At 54.0% G+C, this 21,850-nt stretch carries 19 protein-coding genes and 1 tRNA gene; 11 read left to right on the plus strand and 9 right to left on the minus strand.

The genetic code is table 11. From position 1 onward, the window contains the following. Positions 1-155 precede the first annotated feature (155 nt). Together AC2FD9_RS16590 and AC2FD9_RS16595 are read left to right on the plus strand one after the other, a co-directional pair. Positions 156-1,589, plus strand: a complete 1,434-nt coding sequence (locus tag AC2FD9_RS16590; protein ID WP_299637027.1) for a hypothetical protein — start codon at positions 156-158, stop codon at positions 1,587-1,589. Further along, positions 1,579-2,520 (plus strand): metallophosphoesterase family protein, encoded by a 942-nt coding sequence (locus AC2FD9_RS16595; RefSeq protein ID WP_496837936.1) that lies wholly within the window; start codon positions 1,579-1,581, stop codon positions 2,518-2,520. The genes AC2FD9_RS16590 and AC2FD9_RS16595 overlap by 11 nt, the downstream gene beginning before the upstream one ends. Here the strand turns inward: AC2FD9_RS16595 and AC2FD9_RS16600 are convergent, their stop codons facing one another. Next, complete coding sequence (locus tag AC2FD9_RS16600) at positions 2,521-3,279, minus strand: DUF4956 domain-containing protein (RefSeq protein ID WP_496837938.1); 759 nt, start codon at positions 3,277-3,279, stop codon at positions 2,521-2,523. Between the two features lie 182 nt (positions 3,280-3,461). Between AC2FD9_RS16600 and AC2FD9_RS16605 the strand changes: the two genes are divergently transcribed. From AC2FD9_RS16605 to AC2FD9_RS16625, 5 genes are all read left to right on the plus strand, one after another. Next, on the plus strand, positions 3,462-4,394 hold the full coding sequence (locus AC2FD9_RS16605; RefSeq protein WP_260024130.1) for an SdiA-regulated domain-containing protein: 933 nt from the start codon (positions 3,462-3,464) through the stop codon (positions 4,392-4,394). 219 nt (positions 4,395-4,613) lie between these two features. After that, positions 4,614-6,158 carry a ShlB/FhaC/HecB family hemolysin secretion/activation protein gene (locus AC2FD9_RS16610; RefSeq protein WP_496837940.1) on the plus strand — a complete coding sequence of 515 codons (1,545 nt, stop codon included), beginning with the start codon at positions 4,614-4,616 and terminating at the stop codon, positions 6,156-6,158. Positions 6,159-7,080: 922 nt separating this feature from the next. Further along, on the plus strand, positions 7,081-7,377 hold the full coding sequence (locus tag AC2FD9_RS16615) for a hypothetical protein (protein WP_282121536.1): 297 nt from the start codon (positions 7,081-7,083) through the stop codon (positions 7,375-7,377). A gap of 219 nt (positions 7,378-7,596) precedes the next feature. Continuing rightward, positions 7,597-8,373, plus strand: coding sequence for a 2-keto-4-pentenoate hydratase (locus tag AC2FD9_RS16620; RefSeq protein WP_271952844.1), 777 nt, complete (start codon positions 7,597-7,599; stop codon positions 8,371-8,373). 408 nt (positions 8,374-8,781) lie between these two features. Beyond that, positions 8,782-9,954 carry a DUF2779 domain-containing protein gene (locus AC2FD9_RS16625; protein ID WP_282121535.1) on the plus strand — a complete coding sequence of 391 codons (1,173 nt, stop codon included), beginning with the start codon at positions 8,782-8,784 and terminating at the stop codon, positions 9,952-9,954. 85 nt (positions 9,955-10,039) lie between these two features. On the opposite strand, the gene AC2FD9_RS16630 is transcribed toward AC2FD9_RS16625, so the two are convergent. Then, positions 10,040-11,014 carry an adenylate/guanylate cyclase domain-containing protein gene (locus AC2FD9_RS16630; RefSeq protein WP_282121534.1) on the minus strand — a complete coding sequence of 325 codons (975 nt, stop codon included), beginning with the start codon at positions 11,012-11,014 and terminating at the stop codon, positions 10,040-10,042. A 464-nt stretch (positions 11,015-11,478) separates the two neighbouring features. Between AC2FD9_RS16630 and AC2FD9_RS16635 the strand changes: the two genes are divergently transcribed. The 3 genes from AC2FD9_RS16635 (at position 11,479) to AC2FD9_RS16645 (ending at position 11,892) form a co-directional block, all read left to right on the plus strand. Then, positions 11,479-11,572: transfer RNA gene (locus tag AC2FD9_RS16635), tRNA-OTHER, on the plus strand. 19 nt (positions 11,573-11,591) lie between these two features. After that, a complete protein-coding gene (locus tag AC2FD9_RS16640) occupies positions 11,592-11,753 on the plus strand; it encodes a hypothetical protein (RefSeq protein ID WP_282121533.1) in 162 nt (53 codons plus the stop codon). After that, on the plus strand, positions 11,746-11,892 hold the full coding sequence (locus AC2FD9_RS16645; protein ID WP_496837942.1) for a hypothetical protein: 147 nt from the start codon (positions 11,746-11,748) through the stop codon (positions 11,890-11,892). The genes AC2FD9_RS16640 and AC2FD9_RS16645 overlap by 8 nt, the downstream gene beginning before the upstream one ends. A 459-nt stretch (positions 11,893-12,351) precedes the next feature. On the opposite strand, the gene gyrB is transcribed toward AC2FD9_RS16645, so the two are convergent. Both gyrB and AC2FD9_RS16655 read right to left on the minus strand, forming a co-directional pair. Further along, a complete protein-coding gene (gene gyrB / locus AC2FD9_RS16650) occupies positions 12,352-14,769 on the minus strand; it encodes a DNA topoisomerase (ATP-hydrolyzing) subunit B (RefSeq protein ID WP_058272964.1) in 2,418 nt (805 codons plus the stop codon). 125 nt (positions 14,770-14,894) lie between these two features. After that, positions 14,895-15,467 (minus strand): TetR/AcrR family transcriptional regulator, encoded by a 573-nt coding sequence (locus AC2FD9_RS16655; RefSeq protein ID WP_496837944.1) that lies wholly within the window; start codon positions 15,465-15,467, stop codon positions 14,895-14,897. 99 nt (positions 15,468-15,566) lie between these two features. Here AC2FD9_RS16655 and AC2FD9_RS16660 point away from each other — a divergent pair, with 99 nt between their 5' ends. Then, a complete protein-coding gene (locus AC2FD9_RS16660; protein ID WP_496837946.1) occupies positions 15,567-16,133 on the plus strand; it encodes a carboxymuconolactone decarboxylase family protein in 567 nt (188 codons plus the stop codon). On the opposite strand, the gene recF is transcribed toward AC2FD9_RS16660, so the two are convergent. The 5 genes from recF to acuK all read right to left on the minus strand — a co-directional run bounded on the left by recF (position 16,130) and on the right by acuK (position 21,835). Further along, the gene (gene recF, locus AC2FD9_RS16665; protein ID WP_496838060.1) at positions 16,130-17,227 is read right to left on the minus strand and encodes a DNA replication/repair protein RecF; all 1,098 of its coding nucleotides are present in this window, start codon (positions 17,225-17,227) and stop codon (positions 16,130-16,132) included. The two genes, AC2FD9_RS16660 and recF, sit on opposite strands and share 4 nt — an antisense overlap. A gap of 59 nt (positions 17,228-17,286) precedes the next feature. After that, positions 17,287-18,408, minus strand: coding sequence for a DNA polymerase III subunit beta (gene dnaN / locus AC2FD9_RS16670; RefSeq protein WP_058272968.1), 1,122 nt, complete (start codon positions 18,406-18,408; stop codon positions 17,287-17,289). Between the two features lie 228 nt (positions 18,409-18,636). Continuing rightward, positions 18,637-20,022, minus strand: coding sequence for a chromosomal replication initiator protein DnaA (gene dnaA / locus AC2FD9_RS16675; protein WP_058276502.1), 1,386 nt, complete (start codon positions 20,020-20,022; stop codon positions 18,637-18,639). Positions 20,023-20,562: 540 nt separating this feature from the next. Beyond that, positions 20,563-20,826 carry a 30S ribosomal protein S20 gene (rpsT, locus tag AC2FD9_RS16680; protein WP_058272970.1) on the minus strand — a complete coding sequence of 88 codons (264 nt, stop codon included), beginning with the start codon at positions 20,824-20,826 and terminating at the stop codon, positions 20,563-20,565. A 232-nt stretch (positions 20,827-21,058) separates the two neighbouring features. Then, positions 21,059-21,835 carry an acryloyl-CoA hydratase gene (acuK, locus tag AC2FD9_RS16685; protein WP_496837948.1) on the minus strand — a complete coding sequence of 259 codons (777 nt, stop codon included), beginning with the start codon at positions 21,833-21,835 and terminating at the stop codon, positions 21,059-21,061. Positions 21,836-21,850 lie beyond the last annotated feature (15 nt).

Here is a 21,850-nt window from a genome sequence, read left to right on the forward strand (position 1 = left end):
TTGGAATGATGCCCGAAACGGGGCCCCTTGTTCAGGCGGGTGCGACCAGTGGATTGACTCAAAATTCTCCAACTTCAGCGTTGACCCCAAGTTGAAAATCTCCACCGAACAACAGGCAGCGATTTGCCCTAAATGATACCGGGAGGACTATCCAAATGAAGTTCAATCTTCTGGGGTCACTTGCTCTCATTGCACCCACTGCCTTGTGGGCGAGCGACGATGTTCTAGGTGAAGCCACGACATTTGATAGTCCCAACGGCATTACTGAACGCTGCATTCGGATCGAAAAAGTTCCAACGGGCGAGTACAAGAACAGCGATCTTGAAGAAGAAACTGCCTATTGCGAGATCGATTTTTATGCCTCCGAAATTGCGATTTGCCCAAAAACTTGGAGCACCAGCCCAGGAATGGCCGTCTACGATATTTCGGAAGGACCCTACACGGGGAACCGTTCCGAATTCGAGAGAAACGCTTGCAAAGAGGGGAAGGCAGCAAAAGATCTGGCCAAGGACAGGGTGGCTAAGTTCAAGTCCACCATGAACCAAAAGGGCACCAGTGGAACGTTTTCAACCTCGTCGCTGCTTTACTATCATTTCTCCAGATATTTCGACACGACTGTCAAAGTTCCAGTCGCCGTTTGGCGTAGCATGGACGCCCAGGCGCATTTTTCCGAGGTCGCAGAGCCTGGCCTTGCGATTTCTGGCGGCTCTCATGGCGGGCGCATGAACCATGAAGGCTGGCGGGTCTTCGCAGCTGCGGATGCCGACCCGAACTCATACCAACCGACAGATGATCTGTTCACATCGGATCGAACGCAAATATACGGTGTGCTGCTTGATAGCCCTGGGCATCGATACGGCTCGGAAATCAACGGCACCCGTAAATCTGGTTGGGGGAAAGGTCAGAACCGCGATTTTCAGGAAACGCCCGCTTTCTTAGCTTTGCGGTCTTCAAAACCATTGTCAGAGGCAATCGCAGAGGGCGTCAGAGAAGGTCGAAGAGACCGGATGATCAACAAGGATCTCGGCCCCGATGTCAGCGACCAACAGATGGCATTTTGGATGCAAGAACTTACCGAGATTGTTCTCCTAGATTTCATCTTTAGCCAGCAGGACCGCGTAGGAAACATAGACTTCACACCCTATTGGTATTGGGTCGAAGACGGAGACCTGAAGCATAGGAAGGCCAAGCACCATCAGCCAAACGATGGAGACGTTCCCGCCGACGCATTATTGATCCGTCGCAGCAATCTAAACGACAACGATGCTGGTGGGCGTATCGAGTATGCCAACTTCGCAAAATCTACTCAAATGCTAGAGAAAATGCGGCATTTCTCTCCAAGCACATACCGACGCTTGGTTGCTTTGAATAATGATCTTCAATCTCAAGGTCCCGCCTACGGCTGGTTGTCGCAGAGCCTTGGATTGTCAGATAAGCAAATTTCACAAGTTATAATTAACACCGCGCTTGCAACATCCATCCTCCAGGACAATTGTTCTAATGGTGATTTGATGTTCGACTTGGATCCTGTCGCTTTCTTTGTGAGAAACGACACCGTAGTGGAGGCCGTGAACTGTAGTGACCCGTAAGCTTTCTATGCTTTTTGCGGCGTTCATTTGGACCGCTCTGCTCACCTGCAAAGCGGCGGCATTGGATGTAATCGTCATATCGGATCTGAACGGAAGCTATGGTTCGGCAAGATACGATGCCCGCGTCGACAAAGCGATTGAGCGCATAATCGAGATTGATCCCGATTTGGTGATTTCGACCGGAGATATGGTTGCGGGACAGCGCATCCCCAACTTATCCGACAAACAGGTCAGGGAGATGTGGAAGGCGTTTCACGAGGCCGTATCAGATCCTTTAGAGGCTGCCGGCATTCCATTTGCGGTCACGCCTGGGAACCATGATGCCTCCGCCTACCGTGGGTTCGAGCGTGAAAGAAAAATATACGCAGAGGAATGGGCACCAAGAAAACCAGACGTCGACTTCCTGGTTTCGGATGACTACCCGTTCTTCTACGCGTTTGAGATGCAGGGCGTAACGTTTGCATCTTTGGATGCTACGACCTTAGGGCCGCTATCCGGTGATCAACAGGACCGACTTGTGGAACTGGGTGCAAATGGAAATCCGGTTGTCACTTTCAGTCACCTCCCACTTTGGCCCTTCGCGATCCAGCGCGAACGCGAAATCATCGGTGACCCAACACTTGAAATGATCTACCTGGAAAGCGGTGTTGTTCTGCATCTGTCAGGCCACCATCATGCCTTCTACCCCGGCTGGAAAGACGGTGTGGCTTATGTCTCTCAAGCTTGTTTGGGAGGTGGTCCGCGGCGGCTTATTGGCGATAGCGCCAGATCACCTCACAGCTTCACTCATGTTACGTTCCAGCCGAACGGAGAGTTTGGGATAGCAGTATATCGAGGGCCCGATTTCGAAAGGTCGATAAACTTCAAGTTGCTCCCGAAAGAGATCAGATCTCCGAATGCAGTGTTGAAACGCTTAGACCTTGTGAAATGACTAGAGGTTGAGTTTCAGTTCAACTTTTTCAGGAACCAGATCGTTTATCATCTCTTCTATGCGGGCTTCTGAAAGTCCACCCGAGGTGATGAAAAGCAATGAAACGCGAGATTTTCCAGGGACGTGGTGTTTTCTGACCAGCTTCCAGCCAGCGTCTGTGGCCATAGCTTCAATGGCGCCGCTGACGTTCAATGAGTGCTCTTCGTCTGAGGCCTTGAGGGAAACTTCGACACCCTTGTTGCGCCCACCGAGCCAAATGAAACACCAACAAACAACCGCCACCAGTGTGGCCATCAGCGGCAAGCCCAGACCGACCGCAAGACCAAGAACAGTCACGATTATCATTTCGACTGTATCGACCGGATCATCCAGATTGGAGCGGAACCTGAGCAACGCGCCGATGCCAAAGATAACGAAACCGATCATTGAGCCGTGCTGAACTACCAGAAAACCTACCGCCATGCCGATAAGCGCATACAGAAAGAAAAGCCTTGGCATAACTATGTCGCGGACGCTTCTACGGGCTTTACGTCTCACCGGATGATAGACGATCAAACCAGCCAGAATGATCGTGACGATCACATCGAGAGTGAAGAAATACAGTTCCTGTTTGCCACGAAACTGCGTCCACCGGCGTTCGATAACGATTTCCGACCCCGAAGCCCCGGCCAGCATCGTCGCAGGGTCGACTTGTGACACCGCAACACCTGGCAACAGCAGCATCAACAACACGGTCACAGATGTGAGGGTCGTATTCAACTTGTCTTCCTTCCTGCTCACGCCAAAGGCTTGCGCTTCACCAAAGGCACATCGTGCCTTATTCAATTCAATCGCAACAACCGGGATCAGGTAAAGAGATTACAGTGCATTCTTCGGACATCGTATCCGGACTGTGATACGAACGCTGATACAGGGATGTGGTCCAAGCGCGAGAGAATCCAATGACAGAAAACAGACTGTTTTCGTCAAAAGCTGAAATTTCACGGTGTTTCTGCAAACTTAGACGACTCGCATTTACGGCCAGCTTGGTTGCGGCAGCCTTCTTGCCTTGGACCGATTTAGCCTACGCCGAAAGTGCTGGTTTGGTTCTGGTCGATAAATTCAAGGTGGCAGACAAATCAGAGGGATTTTCAGAGCCTTCCGGTTTGGCAATGTCTAACGCTGAAGGCTTCTTGTGGTCTGTAAGTGATGCCGAACCTAAACTGCACCTACTCGGTGTCGACGGGGTATTAGGAAACTCTTTCAAGTTGCCAGCATTGGCAGGATCAGATTTGGAGGGTGTTGCACCTCGAAAGGATGGGTCTGTTTTGGTGCTTCAAGAAACTGACCGATCAATCCTAGTCGTTCACCCAACTGACCCCATTCAACTGACGACAATACCTCTCGCATCTCTTAAAGGTTACCCGACCGCCGCTGAATTACTCGTCGGCAACCCTTTGAATAAGGGACCCGAAGGTATCGCCGTTGACCCGGAATCCGGGCGGGTCTTCGTTGGCATTGAGGGACAACCAAGGTTGTTAATGGTGTTATCGCCAGAGCTAGACGAAATTATTGAGATCATTCCTTTAGCCCGCGATGCAGGTTTTATCTCCGAGCGTGTAGATGATGATGAACTAGATTTGAGCGGCCTAGCATGGTCCCGGTCCTCGCGTTCTCTTTGGATTGTGAGTGACAAAGGTCGTCAGATCTTCATCTACAATCCAGAATCCAAGTCCGTAAAGTCTATCAGTTTGACGTTCACAGAAGATGGAAAACAAAAAGAAGTTAAACATCCCGAAGGGATCGCTCTCGATGAGATCAGAGGGCTTCTCTATATCCTGACAGATGATGCCAAGAAATCGCGGCTTTATGTTTTTGAGCAACCGGAGTTGTGAGGACTGTCCTACTAGTTCTCTACTCTGCGTGGTTGAAAAGCGGGGTTGTGTAAATGAGTGCCGTCTTATGTGCAGCATATTAAGTAAATCTGCGCTCTGTTCGATATGTTTCTAAAAAACATCACCCATCAATATATTCGAATAGCGTCAGGTTCACACATGCGAACCATGTAATAACGTTGGGCTTCAACATGCTCAGTCACCTTAAGGTTATCGATAATGACCGTATCCAATTCGATTGTAATTGCGATCATTTGCACTTTAGTGGCCTTTGTTGCAGTTCCAAAATACAGCATTGCCCAAACCTGGGACATCGCATCACAGCACTCTGTCAGCGGCGTAACGGTATATGATACGGATGAGCTGTTAACGTTTGCCGGTCAGTTGGCTTTTGATCGGTCGGGGCGCATCACAGCAGTGGATGTCGCATCAACGATCACGCAGATCTACCGAGAAGACGGTTACTTCTTGGCTGAGGCCTGGCCCGGCCCCGATGGGCAGAGCATAATTGTTGATGAAGGGCGCATTCAAACCATCGAAATTGAAGGTGTAGATACGCGCACGTTCCAAACCCTAGAGAAGATTTTTCAGCCCCTCACCACCTCCTATCCCATAACGCTGAAACGATTTGAGCGGGCGGTTATGCTAGCCGAGGACATACCTGACTTGGAGTTGTCGACCGAACTTGATTACCCGGATCAGGCTGGTGCTCGGCTGAGAGTATTGGGAGAGCCACTGCGAAAACAAGCCGGTAGTGCGACACTCGACAACCCTCCGCGTGAGCTTGGAGAAGCGCTCAGCTTCTATGTCGTGCAAGAGTTTTATTCAACGCTGACCGTCGGGGATTTGCTGCGATTTGAGGGCTCAGGCAATTACAATTGGGACAAAGACGATGAGCACTCTTTATGGGGCGCTCTTACCTATCGCACGCCGCTGAACAGCAATGGTCTGTACGGTGAGATCTTCTACGGGAACATAAACGCAAAACGTGACCTCTCAGGGGACTTTGCGAGAACAGATATTGACGGCGAGAACTTCACAGTCGCGATGGGTTACCCCGTGATCCGAGATGTGGCCCGTTATGGATATCTTCTGCTGGACTATCGCCTTTCAAAAGCGGATTCAGTCAGTGGTGGCGTACCACTATCCAGTGACGCGAGTGTCGTTGGCCTTACATATCTTTATGGGCAAAACTATCCAAATGGACAAGCTCTGGAAGCGGGGCTAACCTTATCTTTTGGTGACAATGACAACGACACGACAGACGCGAATTTTGACGACGGGGACTCTTCGTTCTGGCATCTACGAGGCGGCATCGGATACGAAAGCCCACTAACGGGCTTGTCGCCCAACACAGCTTGGCGCACCGAGATTTGGGGGCAGTACACAACAGACCGGCTGCCCTCTGTCGAAGAGTACTTCCTTGGTGATCGTTATGCTTTGCGCGGATATCGTTTTGACGAAGTGGATGGTGATTCCGGGATTTCCGCGATTTTCGAAGTGTCTCATTCCTACTTCCCCAGTTCCCAGAGCATACATCGCTTAACGCCCTTTGCCTTTTTCGACGTGGGTTACATCTCGAACAATGACCCTGCGAGTTTTGAAGTTGACAATGCTACACTGGCATCGACAGGTCTTGGGTTGGACATTGAGTTTAAGCAAAATCTATTCCTGTCCGGATATGTCGGTGTCCCTTTGAGAGACGGTCCGTTGACCGACTCAGGCGATCCTGGCGCGTATCTTGCTCTGACAACAAGTTGGTGAGGATGTTATGAAACTGAACCGAATTGCTGTACTTACCGCAACTTGTCTAATTGCAGAACTGGCCGCTACACAGGTCGTTGCCGGCGGAAATCAGTACGGGTGGTGCCGTGGCGTGGGGAATCCTCACCAGTCAAGCCAAGGATGCGGGCAGGCCGGTGGGCAAGGAACAGGTAATCAAATTACCGGCCCAACTCAGCCGGTAGCAAATCAGTTGCCGCCTAAGGGAACCCAGCAAACGCCCACATCCGTTACTGTTCCAGTCCTTGCGCCGGGCGCGGTTCCGAACGCAATTCCCGGTCAGGTTCCTATCGCGACACCAATAGCGGTTCCCGGTCAGGTTCCCACGCCGGTAGTAGCGCCGACCCTAGCTCCGCCTTTGACTCCAAATGCGACTCCAAACCGGGTTCCGACAGCCGTTCCAAATCAGGTTCCGCCAATGGCTACCGGGCCTACCGCGGTGCCGCCGCAAGTTCCGACTGCAACTCCCAATCAAGTTCCGATAGCTATCCCTGGCCAGGTTCCGCCTCAACCTACCGGCCCAACAGCGGTGCCGCCACTTGTGCCCACCGCGACACCAAACCAAATACCAGTCGCAGTTCCTGGTCAGGTCCCGCCTCAGCCCACCGGTCAAACTGCTGTGCCACCGCTCGTCCCGACTGCAACACCAAACCAAATTCCGGTCGCAGTGCCCGGCCGTGTTCCGCAACCCAGCGGTACTACGGCGACGCCACCGCTTGTACCAACCGCAACCCCCAATCAGGTTCCCACGGCGGTTCCTGGCCAGGTTCCACAGTTGACACCAAAACCGACGGCAACTCACGTGGCAGTCCCAGGACATCCGAAACCACAAGGCGTCGTGACAATCATGCGCCCTAAGCCGAGGCCGACGACCGGTACTGTCCAGCGACCTGGAACAACTCAAGTGACCCACCATATAACCCACCAAAGCAATGCGAAGAAACACGATCACGTCGCAGCAACACCTGGGCGGCATGATCCGCACGACCTACCGAGATTCCGCAACGCGGCGGCCAAGGAAGACTGGGAATGCGTTGCCAGCGGATTTGGGCAACGTCGGTATGATGCCGGGCGCGGCGTGTTGCTGAACAGCGGGGCACTACGACACCTTGGAAATGTGGATGCGATGGCTCGTGATGTACCAGCACGGCACCCGAAGCATTCCGGATGCATTATCTCGGTCAAACGAAAGCGGCAGTAGCGCCAGGCACATCTTGAAGCCTTAGAGGAATTCTTCCGAGTGGGAAGCTGGTTTCCAACCAAGGTTAAGTTGAAGAATAGACATCAACCGAAGGTGTCATCTCTCAGAAGGTTAATGAGGCATATCCACACTTTCATTGCAAGCCTTTGAGTTTCCGACGATGGCCCTTCAAAACCTCGCTTGCATCGCAATCCAGCCGTCGGAGCGTATAATGCGAATATGACAAGAGATATTGAATCTAACGCTCAGACAATTGCTGATGCCCTGACCTCTGCCCAGCAGATACCTAAACTGTCTTCAGAGGCAGGACAGCTATCGCTGGATGACGCTTATTCGATTGCTAGTCGTGTCCGCGAGATTCTGGACAAAGAAAGAGTTGGCAGAAAAGTCGGCTTCACGAACCGCACGATTTGGCCTGTTTACGGTGTGGATCAACCCATTTGGGGAGAGGTCCACGCAGATGGGCTGTTTTCGACTGATCAGCCGGTAAACTTGGCAAGGTATTCAGAACCGAGGATTGAACCAGAAATCGTACTCGGCCTTAGACATACACCGACGGCTGAAATGAACGATGAGCAGTTGGCAGGTTGCGTGGAGTGGGTCGCTCCAGGATTTGAAATCGTCCAATCGATTTATCCCAACTGGAAATTCTCGGTCGAAGACTCAATCGCAGCACAAGGATTGCACGGCTGCCTTGTTCTTGGCGACAAAATCGAGGCGACGCATGATATCTTGACCGGCTTGGCCGAAGTGCCACTAGCGTTGTTCAAGGGCACCGAGGCTATCGAGGCCGGCAAGGGTGAAAACGCGCTCGGCGGCCCAATTAAAGTCCTGGCTCATCTTGTGTCTCTGCTTTTCAAAGACGACCAGCTTCAGGGAGGCGAGCTAGTCACAACTGGCACATTGACAGACGCATGGCCAGTGTCTCCAGGTGAAGAATGGTCAGCTGGTTTTGGTGGCGTGATGGACGCCGAGCTATCGGTACGATTTACATGAGGCTTTGGTAGAGTGGTAACGCCGACTGCACCAAAGAAAAGTTACTCTCAATAGCTGACCATGATGGTCTTCCACTGGTTTCACCAATTCTGGAATGCAAATTACACGATGCTATCCAAATCAGACTACATGTTGTTTCTCAGGCACCCTGCCTGGCTCTGGATCAAGAAGCATGCCAGGCATCTGTTGCCGCCAATTGACCCTTCGTTGCAAGCACGCTTTGACGAGGGGCACGCCTTTGAACCATATGCAGAGGAGCTTTTTGGTGATCTCGTTCGCCTCGGTTTTTCAGATTTTTCAGAATACCAGGCTCTGCCCGCGCGTACTTTGGAGGCTTGGAGAAACGGTGCAAACGCAGTGGCGCAGGGACGCTATGAAGATGGAACCATAACTTGCATCTCCGACATCGTGAGCCGCAGTGATGATGGGTACGTTCTGACAGAGATCAAGAGCGGGACTTCTGCAAAACCCGAGCACACTTTTGATCTCGCATTCCAGCGTGTCGTGCTTGAGGCGGCCGGGTTCCCCATTACGCGCTGCGAAGTTGCACATGTGAACCGTGATTACGTCAGAAACGGCGAAATTAATCCGCAAGAGCTTGTCGGCATCACTGACATCACGGATGCGGTGACTGAGCAGCTCGAAAAAACACGCACGCTTATCGATCAGGCATTGAGCGTCGTTGCCAGCGGTACGATGCCTGATCCGTCCCCCGAACGTGCGCGCCTTAAATCCTATGGTGAATGGCTGGAGATCCGCGAAAAATTCGACCCACCTCTCGCGCATGACAGTATCCACCGCCTTCCGTTCATGAATGCGGAAAAAGCCTCGGAACTCATCGCAAATGGGATCACAAAGATTGACGAGATCAGTGATCCATCTGTGTTGGGCAAGTCGACACAGCGCTACTTGAGAACAGTGGCGAACGGTGAACGCACAATCGATCATCAGGAGTTAAGCAGGTTTCTGAGCGAGATTGTCTATCCGGTTCACTATTTTGACTACGAGACATCTCAGAGTTTGCTGCCACCCTGGGACGGAACGCGTCCCTATCAGCAAGTGGCTTTCCAGTATTCCTTGCATATCCAGCATGAGCCTGGCGGAGAAATTGAGCACAGGGAGTATCTCCACCGAGACGCCAGTAACCCAATGCCAGCCTTGCTGAAAAGGCTTCGTGAGGACATAGGAAACGTTGGCTCTGTAGTGGTTTGGTATGCTCCGTTCGAGAAATCGCGCAATACGGAAATGGCGGAAACTTATCCAGAGCATGCAGAGTTCCTGAAAGGCCTAAACGCCCGCGTTGTAGATCTTATGAAGCCGTTTGCGGATGAAGTGATCAACGATCCCGCGTTCAAGGGAAGCGCCTCTATCAAGGCCGTTCTTCCAGCGTTTTTGCCAGAACTTTCATACGATGATCTGGACATCAAAGAGGGGGCGAGCGCGTCTCGCCTTTGGAAGGACGTAACACTGACGGAACCGGATGATCCAGCGCGCGAGAAGGTATATGCTGATCTTGTGGCGTATTGCACGCGCGACACCTGGGCGATGGTCGCAATTCATCGGGAATTGCTGGCGATGTGAGGCGTGCTGCATAGCAAAAGACGTTTTGCGACTTTGCTCTGCTGGGTATCTGTGTGGTTTGTCGGCGTTAGAGCAGCCGCAATACTCAATCTTGCCACTCCAGCCGATATAAGACGTGGTGACCGCGTAGACCTTTCAGGAGTCTCGGCTCTATTTCAGAAAATGAGAAATCGGTTCGTCCTCCGACCATGGCGCGAGTCGCATCTGACACGAGTATCTCGCCTGCCGCACCAACGGTCGTTATCCGTGACGCTTTGTTGACCACAGTACCGAAGAAATCTCCACGAGATTGAACGACATCACCAGTGTGAATCCCAATCCGAACACCGAAAGATGGCTCCACGGATGCCGATGCAATAGCCCCCTGAATCTTGATAGCTGCTGTTAGTGCTTCTTTCGCGGACGGAAAGACGGACAACGTTCCGTCTCCAAGAGACTTCACGAACTGGCCATGATACTTTTCAATGATCGCCGCCAAGACTTGGAAGTGGTTTTCGATCAGCATCGACCAATGCTGATCGCCCAAAGCCTCCGCCAACGTTGTACTGCCCTCAACATCAGTGAAAAGTACCGAAGCCAAACCTTCGGTTTGGATCAGCTCGGGTCCATCTTCGCGCGCAGCATCAACCAGCTTTTGGATGGCCAGCTGCTCTTTACCCACGAGTTCAATATTTGGAGTTGGCACTGAGGCGTGGCGATTGATGATCTTCCATGCCGCTCCCTCCAGGACAAAAATCAGGACGGTGCGGTAGAAGACGGGTTCATCAAAGCCGACAAACTGAATCTTGTGGACGAAGGATGACCATCCCGTTTCTCCGTTTTCGAAGGCCTCAGCTTCAACTTCTTCGAAAACGACGGGTGCCGGGATCTCCGCAAAAAAGCCGCTAACCCCATCGCGAACTGCTTGCCCGCTCCAAAACTCACCTTCGCCTGTCCCAACGAACCTTAGTTCATCTGCTTTCGACAGAAAATCCTGCAACTCGTCAGTATTCTTCTTGGTTCTGAGTATTTCATACCAACGCCTCGAAACTGCCAGCAGTTCAGGTGAGGAACGTATCATCACAAATTACTCGAGACGCTAAATGGAATGAGACTTACAAAGTCTTGCAACCGGGATCTCCATTTTCGAAAGATGCAGGTCAATGCTGCCGCTGAGGTTTGTTCAGATCAAGACTTTTGTATTTCTCCAGAACGGAGCGCATCAGACGCATATCAAAAGACGCGCGTCGGTTCAGAGCGAACTATCGACAGAGTTTCTGAGTTCGATTCCGGATCACAGGGTATCGAATCGCTTCGCTGTCTGAGAGCTACTCGACGCTGTACTGACCCGCAAAATAAGATGTATCAGTGTATCGGGCACACGCTAAGCTAGAAGGTTCCCAGAACTACGCGGTGAATTTCTAAGTGCAGCACGCTCTGTCTTGACATGGTTATGCGAACTGGTTCAGCTTTCGGTCATGACGTTAACACGCATCCACTGCCATCGAATATCGGCCTGAGGTCGATAACCCACGCAAAATCCGTGGGAGGCAGCATTGGTATGCGGGCGAGGCTTATATCCTTGTAATTGCTCCAGATTAGAGTGCACGAGTCGGTTCGATTCCGACGCCTCCTACCATCCTCAGGAGGTGTCCGACATGGCGGACGAAGTTACGAACGCAATTGATTTCAAAGACATCAAGCAATCGGTCGAGGAGAGCCTCGGACGCACACCCGAAGGCTGGTCCGGCTTGCCAGATCTCGAGAGGGGTCTTCCATCTCAACAAGACCAAGTTCTGGAGAATGTGATTGATGGATGATGTCGAAAAGAGCTGGAAGGAATTCCGAGAAAAGGTTCGAGGTGTGATCGAGGACCATGGAGCTCCAGATGACCTCCGCTCATTTGACGCCTGGTACGCCGAAGAGATGCGTTTGGTGATGGCGCACAGACCATTCTAAAACAACGAGAAAGGATCAAACGAAAGACCATCGAAACCCGGCGCTTGCTTCACCGCAAATCCGCCGCATAATCACAACAACCAGTTGAGCCAGACCCTCTCTTAGATCAGGCGGCCATCTGTCCCAAAATCCCTGACGACGGACACGACAAGGGTCTGGTGACTTTTTAGGACGACGGGACACCTTGGTTTTCGAGTAAACTGTCCGCGCCGGCAATGAGCTCGTTGTCCGGACATTCCAAGCGGATCTCTGGTCTAACTGCTGGGCACAAGGAAAACCTGATCTGGCATCGCGATCAGGTGTTCAATCCTTGAGAAACTGAAATCTATCCTTTAGCACCCGCATAAGGCGATTTACCTGCTCTTCTCTGCACTATTATCGCGAAACAATGCAAACTTATGGGCAAATCTTGCAAACTTATGGGGTGCATGAAGGTTTGTGCGCGTCCCTACAAAAATCCTAGAAATCCAGGTTCTCCACGCTCAGAGCATTTTGTTGGATAAACTCGCGGCGAGGCTCCACCACGTCGCCCATCAGTTTGGTGAATAGGTCATCCGCTTCAACCATGTCGTCCACCCGCACCTGCAAAAGCGTACGTGCGTCCGGGTCCAGCGTTGTTTCCCAGAGCTGATCCGGGTTCATCTCACCCAAACCTTTGTAGCGTTGCAGTGACAAGCCCTTTTCACCTTCTTCCAGAATGGCGCGCAACAGATCCAGCGGGCCGTGAATTGCCTGCGACCGGTCGCGACGGACCAGCGTTGCCGGGGTGTTGTAGATCTCTTGCAGACTTTGGGTAAAGCTGCCGGTCTTGCGCGCCTCGCCCGAGCGCAGCATCGGACCGTCCAAGGTACGCACCTCTTCCACGCCGCGCAAAATACGGGCAAGACGAATTCCGTGATCCTGTGTGATCCGGCCCTGCCAACCGCGTTCGTATTCCAGCGCAATCAGGTCGAGACGCGCGGCGACTTTGTCTGCAACGCCTTGCAAATCCGCATCAACCGCGCCCGGCACAAAGGCACCTGCAACGGCGGCCTGTTCCAGGATGTGGCGTGGATAATGGGTTGGGAAGGCGTCCAAGACGCGCTTCAACTGACGCGCTTCGTCGACAATGCGCGTCAGATCCTGACCCAGGATCTCTTCACCAGAACCGAGCTTCAGAACTGCCCCTTCGACACCTTGGTTGACCAGGTATTCATCCATCGCGGCCTGATCTTTCAGGTACACTTCGGATTTTCCGCGCGCCACTTTGTAAAGCGGCGGTTGGGCGATGTAGAGATAACCGCCCTCAATCAGCTCGGGCATCTGCCGGTAGAAGAACGTCAACAGCAATGTCCGGATATGCGCACCGTCGACGTCCGCATCGGTCATAATGACGATTTTATGATAGCGCAGTTTTTCGATATTGAACTCGTCTCGCCCGATCCCGGTGCCCAGCGCCATGACGAGGTTGCCGATTTCCTGAGATGACAACATCCGGTCAAACCGTGCACGTTCAACGTTCAGGATTTTACCCTTGAGAGGCAAAATTGCCTGAGTTTGCCGGTCGCGGCCCGTTTGCGCTGATCCGCCCGCGGAATCACCCTCAACCAGGAAGACTTCGGTTTTGGTCGGGTCCTTTTCCGAACAATCCTTGAGCTTACCGGCCAGAAAATTCACATCCATCGCCGTTTTGCGACGGGTCAGCTCGCGCGCCTTGCGAGCGGCTTCACGGGCCAAAGCGGCCTCGATAATTTTGCCAACGATAATCTTGGCCACGTTCGGGTTTTCTTCAAACCATTCAGCCAGCTTTTCGTTCATCAGACCTTCGACCGCAGGGCGCACTTCTGATGACACCAGCTTGTCCTTGGTCTGGGACGAGAATTTAGGGTCGGGAACTTTGACCGACAGCACACAGGTCAGACCCTCACGCGCATCGTCGCCGGTAAAGCTGACCTTTTCCTTTTTCGCGATCCCGCTGGTCTGGGCGTAATTGTTGATGGTACGGGTCAACGCACCGCGGAAACCGGCGATATGGGTTCCGCCATCGCGCTGTGGGATGTTGTTGGTGAAGGGCAGGACTGTCTCGTGATAGCTGTCGTTCCACCACATGGCGATTTCGACACCGATATCGTCGCGCTCACCCTTGATATAGATCGGTTCGGGCATCGCTGACGTTTTGGAGCGGTCCAGGTATTTGACAAATTCCTTGACGCCGCCTTCGTAAAACAACTCGGTCTCTAACCGTTCTGCCGGGCGTTCATCAATCAGGATGATCCGCACGCCCGAGTTCAGGAAGGCCAGTTCGCGCAGACGCTTTTCCAGTGTCTCGAATGAATATTCCAGGTTTGAGAACGTATCCAACGACGCCAGAAACCGCACTTCGGTTCCGGTCCGATCACCGCATTCAGCGACAACTTTCAGATGCTCGACCGTCTCACCACCTTCGAACCGCGCAACGTGCTCCTTACCATTGCGCCAGACACGCAATTCCAGCCAGTTGGACAGTGCGTTCACCACCGAAACGCCCACGCCATGCAGACCGCCGGACACCTTGTAGGAATTGCTGTCGAACTTGCCGCCAGCATGCAGCTGGGTCATGATCACTTCTGCTGCGGACACACCTTCTTCGGGGTGAATATCGACGGGAATTCCGCGGCCATTGTCGCTGACAGAAACGCTGGAATCCGCGTGGATTTTGACGGTTACATGGTCCGCGTGACCGGCCAGCGCTTCGTCAATCCCATTGTCAACGACCTCATACACCATATGGTGCAGACCCGAGCCATCGTCCGTATCCCCGATATACATGCCGGGGCGCTTTCGAACTGCCTCTAACCCTTTGAGAACTTTGATGGAATCTGCACCGTATTCCTGGGGTGCCTGTGCGTCTTCGGACATGCCGTCAGTACCTATATTATTTTGGTAACTTATACGTTTTCTGGGGGGGATTGTCACGCGCTACCCCAACATTTTGTGTCGGTCTTGCGTGATTTAGTTTCTTTCGGCAGCTGACTGCCGAATCCCTACAAACGGTCGATATCGGCCGCTATATCCGCTGCGATTTCATGGGCGTCGACATCACTGCGCTCGGCCGACAAACGCAGCCCCAAAAGGTCAGATTGATAACGCGTCGCCAGCCGGTTCGGATCGTGGCTTAGGGCGATATCCCCGGCCTCTTGCGCCTGACGGAACAGCTCTGCAAAGCAGGCCTTCATCTCGGACATGAGAACACCCGCCCGACCGGCGAGCTCGTGATCCTTGGCCTGCAATTCTGCGTAGGTCTTGGCCAACATACAAGCCTTCGCTGGCGCTCCGCTTGACTCGATAACCAAACGCGGCTGCGCCTTTAAAGCCTCGAGCGGACCTACCCGGTCAACCAATGCCCTCAGCCGCGCGACACCCTCTTGCGCGTAGCGGTCCAACGCCAGCCCGTAAAGCGCATCCTTGGACCCAAATGCCGCATAGAAACTGCCGGGTTTCAACTTCAACTCGCTCTCAAGGTCTTTCAGGGATGTGCCAGCCCAACCCTGACGCCAAAAGATATCCCTGGCTCGGGCAATCAGGTCATCTCGGTCATATTCGGGTTTGCGTGGCATAACCTTCACCAATTCTTGAACGATTGCTCAAATATATACTTGAGTGATCACTCAAGAAAGACTATTTCTGCCTTACCCCGCCAGAAAAGGAGTTCCAACATGGCCAATTTCCCGTCACATGATCTCGAATCCGCCCCCGAAGGGTCCAAACCGCTTCTGGAAAAATCGCAAGCCGCTTTTGGCCGCCTGCCCGGCCTGCACAAGGTCATGGCCGAAAGCCCCCAGCATCTGGAAGGCTATCAGGTGCTGCATGGCCTGTTCATGCAGACCGATTTCGACAATGATGAGAAAACCGTCGTCTGGCAGACCATCAATGTGGAAAACGAATGCCACTATTGCGTGCCCGCTCATACCGGCATCGCCAAGATGATGAAGGTTTCCGACGAAATCACCGAAGCCCTGCGCAATGAAACCCCGCTACCTTCGGCCAAGCTTGAAGCACTGCGCACCTTCACCCTGCAAATGATGGAAACCCGCGGCAACCCGACCGAAGCACAGCTGCAGGTATTCTTTGATGCGGGCTACTCTCACCGCGCTGTGTTGGATGTGGTGCTGGGCCTCGCGCAAAAAACCATGTCGAACTACGTGAACCACATGGCAAAAACCCCGGTCGACGAAGTCATGCGCGGCTTCCTGTGGGAACGTAAGGTCGGCGAGCCGGCCTAAGCGGACACGACCGAGCCCTCAAAGCCATCACTCACGATCAATGATTGGGCTCGGTCGCCCAGTTCCGCAAACAGCTCAGGCCCGGTGCCCGTCATCCAGGCCTGAGCACCCAGCGCACAAATCTCATCATACAGCGCCGCGCGCCGATCCGCGTCCAGATGCGCCGCCACCTCGTCCAACAACACGATCGGGGGCGCGCTGATCATACTCGCCAAGGCTCGTGCGTTCGACAGGATCAATGAGACCAATAAAGCCTTCTGCTCACCGGTCGAGCAATCTTTGGCCGGTACGCCCTTGGCAGCGAACACCCCGTACACGTCCGACCGATGCGGCCCCACCAGCGTACGTCCAGCCGCCAGATCCCGGAACCGGCTTTCACTTAGCGCTTCGCGCAGATCCGCTTCCGTTTCCGGCATCGCACCTTCGGTCTGTACCAGCTCCAATTCCGCAGATGGAAACGCAGTTTCCGCCTGATCCTGCGCCGCGCGCAGATGATCCAGCGCCGAAAGCCGCGCCGCGTGAATACGATACCCCGTCTCCGCCATCTGCGCTTCAAGTGCTGCATACCAATGCGCATCGCGTACCTGCTCTTTCAGCAGACGGTTCCGTTCGCGCATGGATTTTTCGTAAATCAAAGATGCCTCAGCATGGGCCGGATCGAAACTCAGCGCGATGCGGTCCAGAAAACGCCGGCGTCCTTCGGCCCCCTCGATCCAAATCCGGTCCATCGACGGGATCAGCCAGACAATCCGCGCCAGTTTGCCCAGATCAATCTGGCTGGACGCCTTGCCATCAATGCGAACCTGCCGCGCGACACCGCCCTCGGACCAGGTTTCTATCTCGTATTGTCGCCCCTGCGCCCGCAGCAACCCGGACAGTTTCCAACCTAGCGCCTCGGGGCGTCGGGTCATCTCGGCCGCGCTGGCCCGCCGCATTCCGCGACCGGGAGAAAACAGGGACACCGCTTCCAGGATGTTGGTCTTGCCCGCCCCGTTCGGTCCGTGAATCGCAACAGGTCGACCATCCAAAGATAGTCGCGCCAGCTTGTGGGACCGAAAATGCGAGACGGTAAGCTCGGTCAGGGCCAAACCCATGACCCCTCCCTTCATCTTTTCAAAAATACTCCTGCCGGAGGCATCGCACGTCCGTGCGATCAGACGCGCATCGGCATGACGACGTATACCGCGCTCAGATCATTGCCTTCGCGCATCAGGGTCGGATCAGCTGCTGAATTGAACAGGAACACAGCGTTCTCACGATCCACCTGAGAGGCGATTTCCAGCAGGTACTTGGCGTTGAATCCGATCTCCAGCCGCTCGTCGCCATAGGCCACGGCCAGTTCTTCCTCGGCCGCGCCGCTATCCGGGGCGTTGACGGAAAGTACCAGTTTATCGGTATCCAGCTGCAGCTTTACCGCACGAGAACGTTCAGAGGATACAGTTGCAACCCGGTCCACGGCCTTTGCGAACTCGGCCGCATCGACTTCCAGCTGGCGCGTATTGCCCTGAGGAATCACACGTGTGTAATCCGGGAACGTCCCGTCGATCACTTTTGAGGTCAGCGTGATGTCCGGGGTTGCAAAGCGCACTTTCGTTTCACTGACCGACACGGCGATATCCATCTCATCGTCGTCCAGCAGCTTGCGTAGTTCGCCTACGGTTTTGCGCGGTACGATCACACCGGGCATGTCTGCAGCGCCATCGGGCAGATCCGCGTCGATGCGTGCCAGTCGGTGGCCATCGGTGGCCACACAGCGCAGCACCTTGCCGCCTTCGGACCCGTCGGCCACATGCATATAGACGCCGTTCAGATAGTAACGCGTCTCTTCGGTCGAGATGGCGAATTTCGACTTGTCGAACAACCGGCGCAGCAGGGCTGCCGAGGCAGTAAAGTTCGATTGGTATTCCGAAGACGCCATCACAGGGAAGTCTTCCTTTGGCAGCGTCGCCAATGAGAAATTCGACCGGCCTGCTTCAACCGTCAGACGCCCTGCGGCGCTGTCGGCGGTCAGTGTCACCAACGCTCCATCCGGAAGCTTGCGCACGATCTCATGCAACGTCGTTGCGGCCACCGTTGTGGCCCCGGCCTTTTCGACCTGTGCGGGCGCTTTGTCGACAACTTCGATATCCAAGTCGGTCGCCCGGAACATGGCTTGATCGCCCTCGGCTTCGATCAAAACGTTGGCAAGTATGGGAATGGTGTTGCGACGTTCGACAACAGATTGGGCCTGGGAAACGGCCTTGAGAAGGGTGCCGCGTTCGATGCTGATCTTCATACCCTTAATTCCTCTGACTTGCGTGCCGAAATGGGCGGGACTGGCACGTTAGCGGTTCCGCCCTGAGGCACAAGGATTTTTTATGGATTTCTCGGTCGGATTGCCCAAAGCGTCAAGGGCCGCGTGGCCCTGCAAGCACAGTTCATTTCCAACCGTGGAAAATAGCGCACAAGAAAACGCCCCGGGCGTGAGGGTCCGGGGCGTTTCTCAAGTGATATGAGTAGGAGCTCAGGCTTCCAGCGCGCGCCGCAGCATTTCCACATCTTCGGCAATCTGGCCGTCCGTGGTTTTCAGCTCTTCGATGCGTTTTACGCCGTGCATGACAGTCGTGTGGTCACGTCCTCCGAACCGGCGCCCGATTTCCGGCAGGGACCGGCTGGTTAGTCGCTTGCACAGATACATCGCAACCTGACGCGGGCGGGCATAAGACCGCAGGCGTTTAGGTCCAATGATGTCGGACAGGCGGATGTTGTAATAGTCCGAAACCTTGCGCTGAATCTCTTCGACAGTGATCTTGCGCTCGGATGCGCGCAGCACATCGGCCAGACAGTCCTGCGTCAGCTCCATGTCGATCTCGCGCCCCACCAACGAGGCAAAAGCGAACAGACGGGTCAGAGCACCTTCCAGCACGCGAACATTGGTCGAGATCCGGTGCGCCAAGAATTCCAGGACACCATCGGCAATTGTCAGGTCGGGATATGTGCTGCTGTACTGCTGCACCTTGTTTTGCAGGATGCCCAGGCGCAGTTCATAGTCGGTTGGGTGCAAATCGACCACCAGACCACATTGCAGACGCGATTTCACCCGATCCTCTAGGTCCTTGATCTCACCCGGGGCGCGGTCGGCCGAGATGATGATCTGCTTGTTCTGGTCCACCAGTGCATTGAATGTGTGGAAGAACTCTTCCTGCGTCGAATCTTTGCCCGCGATGAACTGCACATCGTCCACCATCAACACGTCAACCGACCGGAACAAATGTTTGAAGTCCATCATCCGGCGCTCGCGAAGGGCCTGCACGAAACGGTACATGAACTGTTCCGCCGACAAATATAGCACGTTCAACTCGGGGTGTTTTGTTTTCAGCTCCCATGCGATGGCATGCATCAGGTGCGTCTTACCCAGACCAACGCCACCGTAAAGAACCAACGGGTTGAAGGTCACAGGACCACCTTCAGACACACGACGCGCCGCGGCATGGGCCAATTCGTTGGGTTTACCAACAACAAAACTGTCGAAGGTAAAGCGGGAATCCAATGGCGCGGCCTGCAAGGATTCAAACGCGCCATTCGCGGCTTCCATCTGCGGCGCAACAGGTGCATCCCGCACAACAGTCGGCTCGGATTCGGTGTCTACTTTAGGGCGCGCCGGTGAGTTAGCAGCGACGCGAAAGGCCAGTCGTTGAACCGTTTCCCCTGCGGTGTTCATCTCATACAGTATGAGATCCGCAAAGTTCTGACTGACATAGTTGCCCATGAAATTAGTCGGCACGGAAAACACCGCTACGCCGTCCTGCAACTCTTGGAATTCAAGAGGTTCAATCCAGGTCGTGTAGTTGTTTTTTCCGATAGCCTTGAGCAACTTGTTACGTAGTAGTCCCCATTTCTCTTGTGTCATTAAGCGCCTCACGCATCCCATTCTTTATTGGCCTGTCGGCCTTATTGCTATTTTCCGGTTGCCCGGATTATGCTTTCACACGCAAAGGGATACACGACGCCAAACCGCAGAAGTTTGGCGGGTGTGTTTTAGAAAGTCCGCACATCCCTACTTGCCGGCGCTCCATACCCGGAACGCCCTGAAAACAGGGTTGCGCAACGCAATCTCAAATTCGACAGGGCTTGGTTCCCTGGTGACCCAAGGACCGCAGCAGATTAGCAAACCAGTTGCCAACATTCGTTCCTGACCGTCCTGATGCCCGTCAGTTTAGTCGTTGGAACAGCCTGTCCCCCCAAGCGAGTGAATCGCTGTAACAGTGGTAGCAAGAGGCCAAGGCATCCGGCAACGAAACTCTGATATTGACTCGTATCTTTCACCGAAAGAATCTCTCGGTTTTGTGAAGGCGCGGCTTTCCGGCAACAGCAAAAAAAAAGCGCCGCAGGACGCGGCGCATTTTCTACCATTTCACCTTGTTTGGTTGACCCTAGGTCAACCCGGGCCTTAGCCCAGCGCTTTTACACGAGCCGACAGACGCGACATTTTACGCGACGCTGTGTTCTTGTGGAAAACGCCTTTTGTGACGCCGCGCATCAGTTCAGGCTGAGCTGCGCGCAGTGCTGCGGTTGCAGCGTCCTTGTCGCCGGATGCGATCGCTTCTTCTACCTTACGCAGGTAGGTACGGATGCGCGAACGACGTGCTTTGTTGATTGCGAAACGGCTCTCGTTCTGACGAGCGCGTTTTTTTGCTTGGGGCGAATTAGCCATGTGTGTCTCTGACCTTTGGTTCGGTACGTTGTCTAGGGTTGCGCGCCACGGAATATCCGCACCAGATCAGAAATCACGAGTGTGAGTCGGGCCAAGCGGGCCGCACGCGCATGTATGGTGGCGGTTACTACCCAAGTTGGCCGGGTTTGCCAAGGCGATTCTTTTGATGCGCATAGCTGGTATGAAAAAGGCGGGCAAAGGCCCGCCGGTTTCGATTTGATCAGGGAACCGCTTATTTGTCGCGGAATTGCGCGGCGCGTTTTTCCAGGAACGCGGCCATACCTTCTTTTTGATCCTCGGTCGCGAACATTGAATGGAACACGCGGCGTTCGAACAGCATGCCTTCGCTCAGCGGCAGCTCATAGCTGCGGTTTACCGACTCCTTGGCTGCCATAGCGGACAGTTGGGATTTTTCGGCAATCTTCTGGGCTGCGCCCATCGCCTCATCCGTCAGCTTCTTGGCGGGAACGACGCGGCTGACAAGGCCAGCGCGTTCAGCTTCTTCTGCGTCCATGAAACGGCCGGTCAGGTTCATGTCCATGGATTTGGACTTGCCAACAAACCGCGTCAGACGCTGGCTGCCCCCAAGCCCGGCAATGACGCCAAGATTGATCTCAGGTTGGCCAAATTTGGCAGTGTCCGCTGCGATGATGAAATCGCACAACATCGCAAGTTCGCACCCTCCGCCCAACGCATATCCGGCTACGGCAGCGATGATGGGCTTGCGGATCGCGCACACGCGGTCGTTCAGAGCACCAAACAGGTTCGAGCTGTAAACGTCCACAAAGCTCATCTCGGACATTTCCTTGATGTCCGCGCCCGCAGCGAACGCCTTGTCCGACCCGGTGATGACGATGCAGCGCACTTTGTCGTTGCTATCCGCATCTTCCAATGCCGAGCACAATTCCTGCGCCAGTTGTGAGTTCAGCGCGTTCAGCGCATCGGGCCTGTCGAGCTTGATAAGGGCGACGTGGTCTTCGATTTCGACGATGATCGTCTCAAAAGCCATGAGGTGAAAGCTTCC

It is taken from the genome of Ruegeria sp. YTSC230, assembly GCF_059609665.1.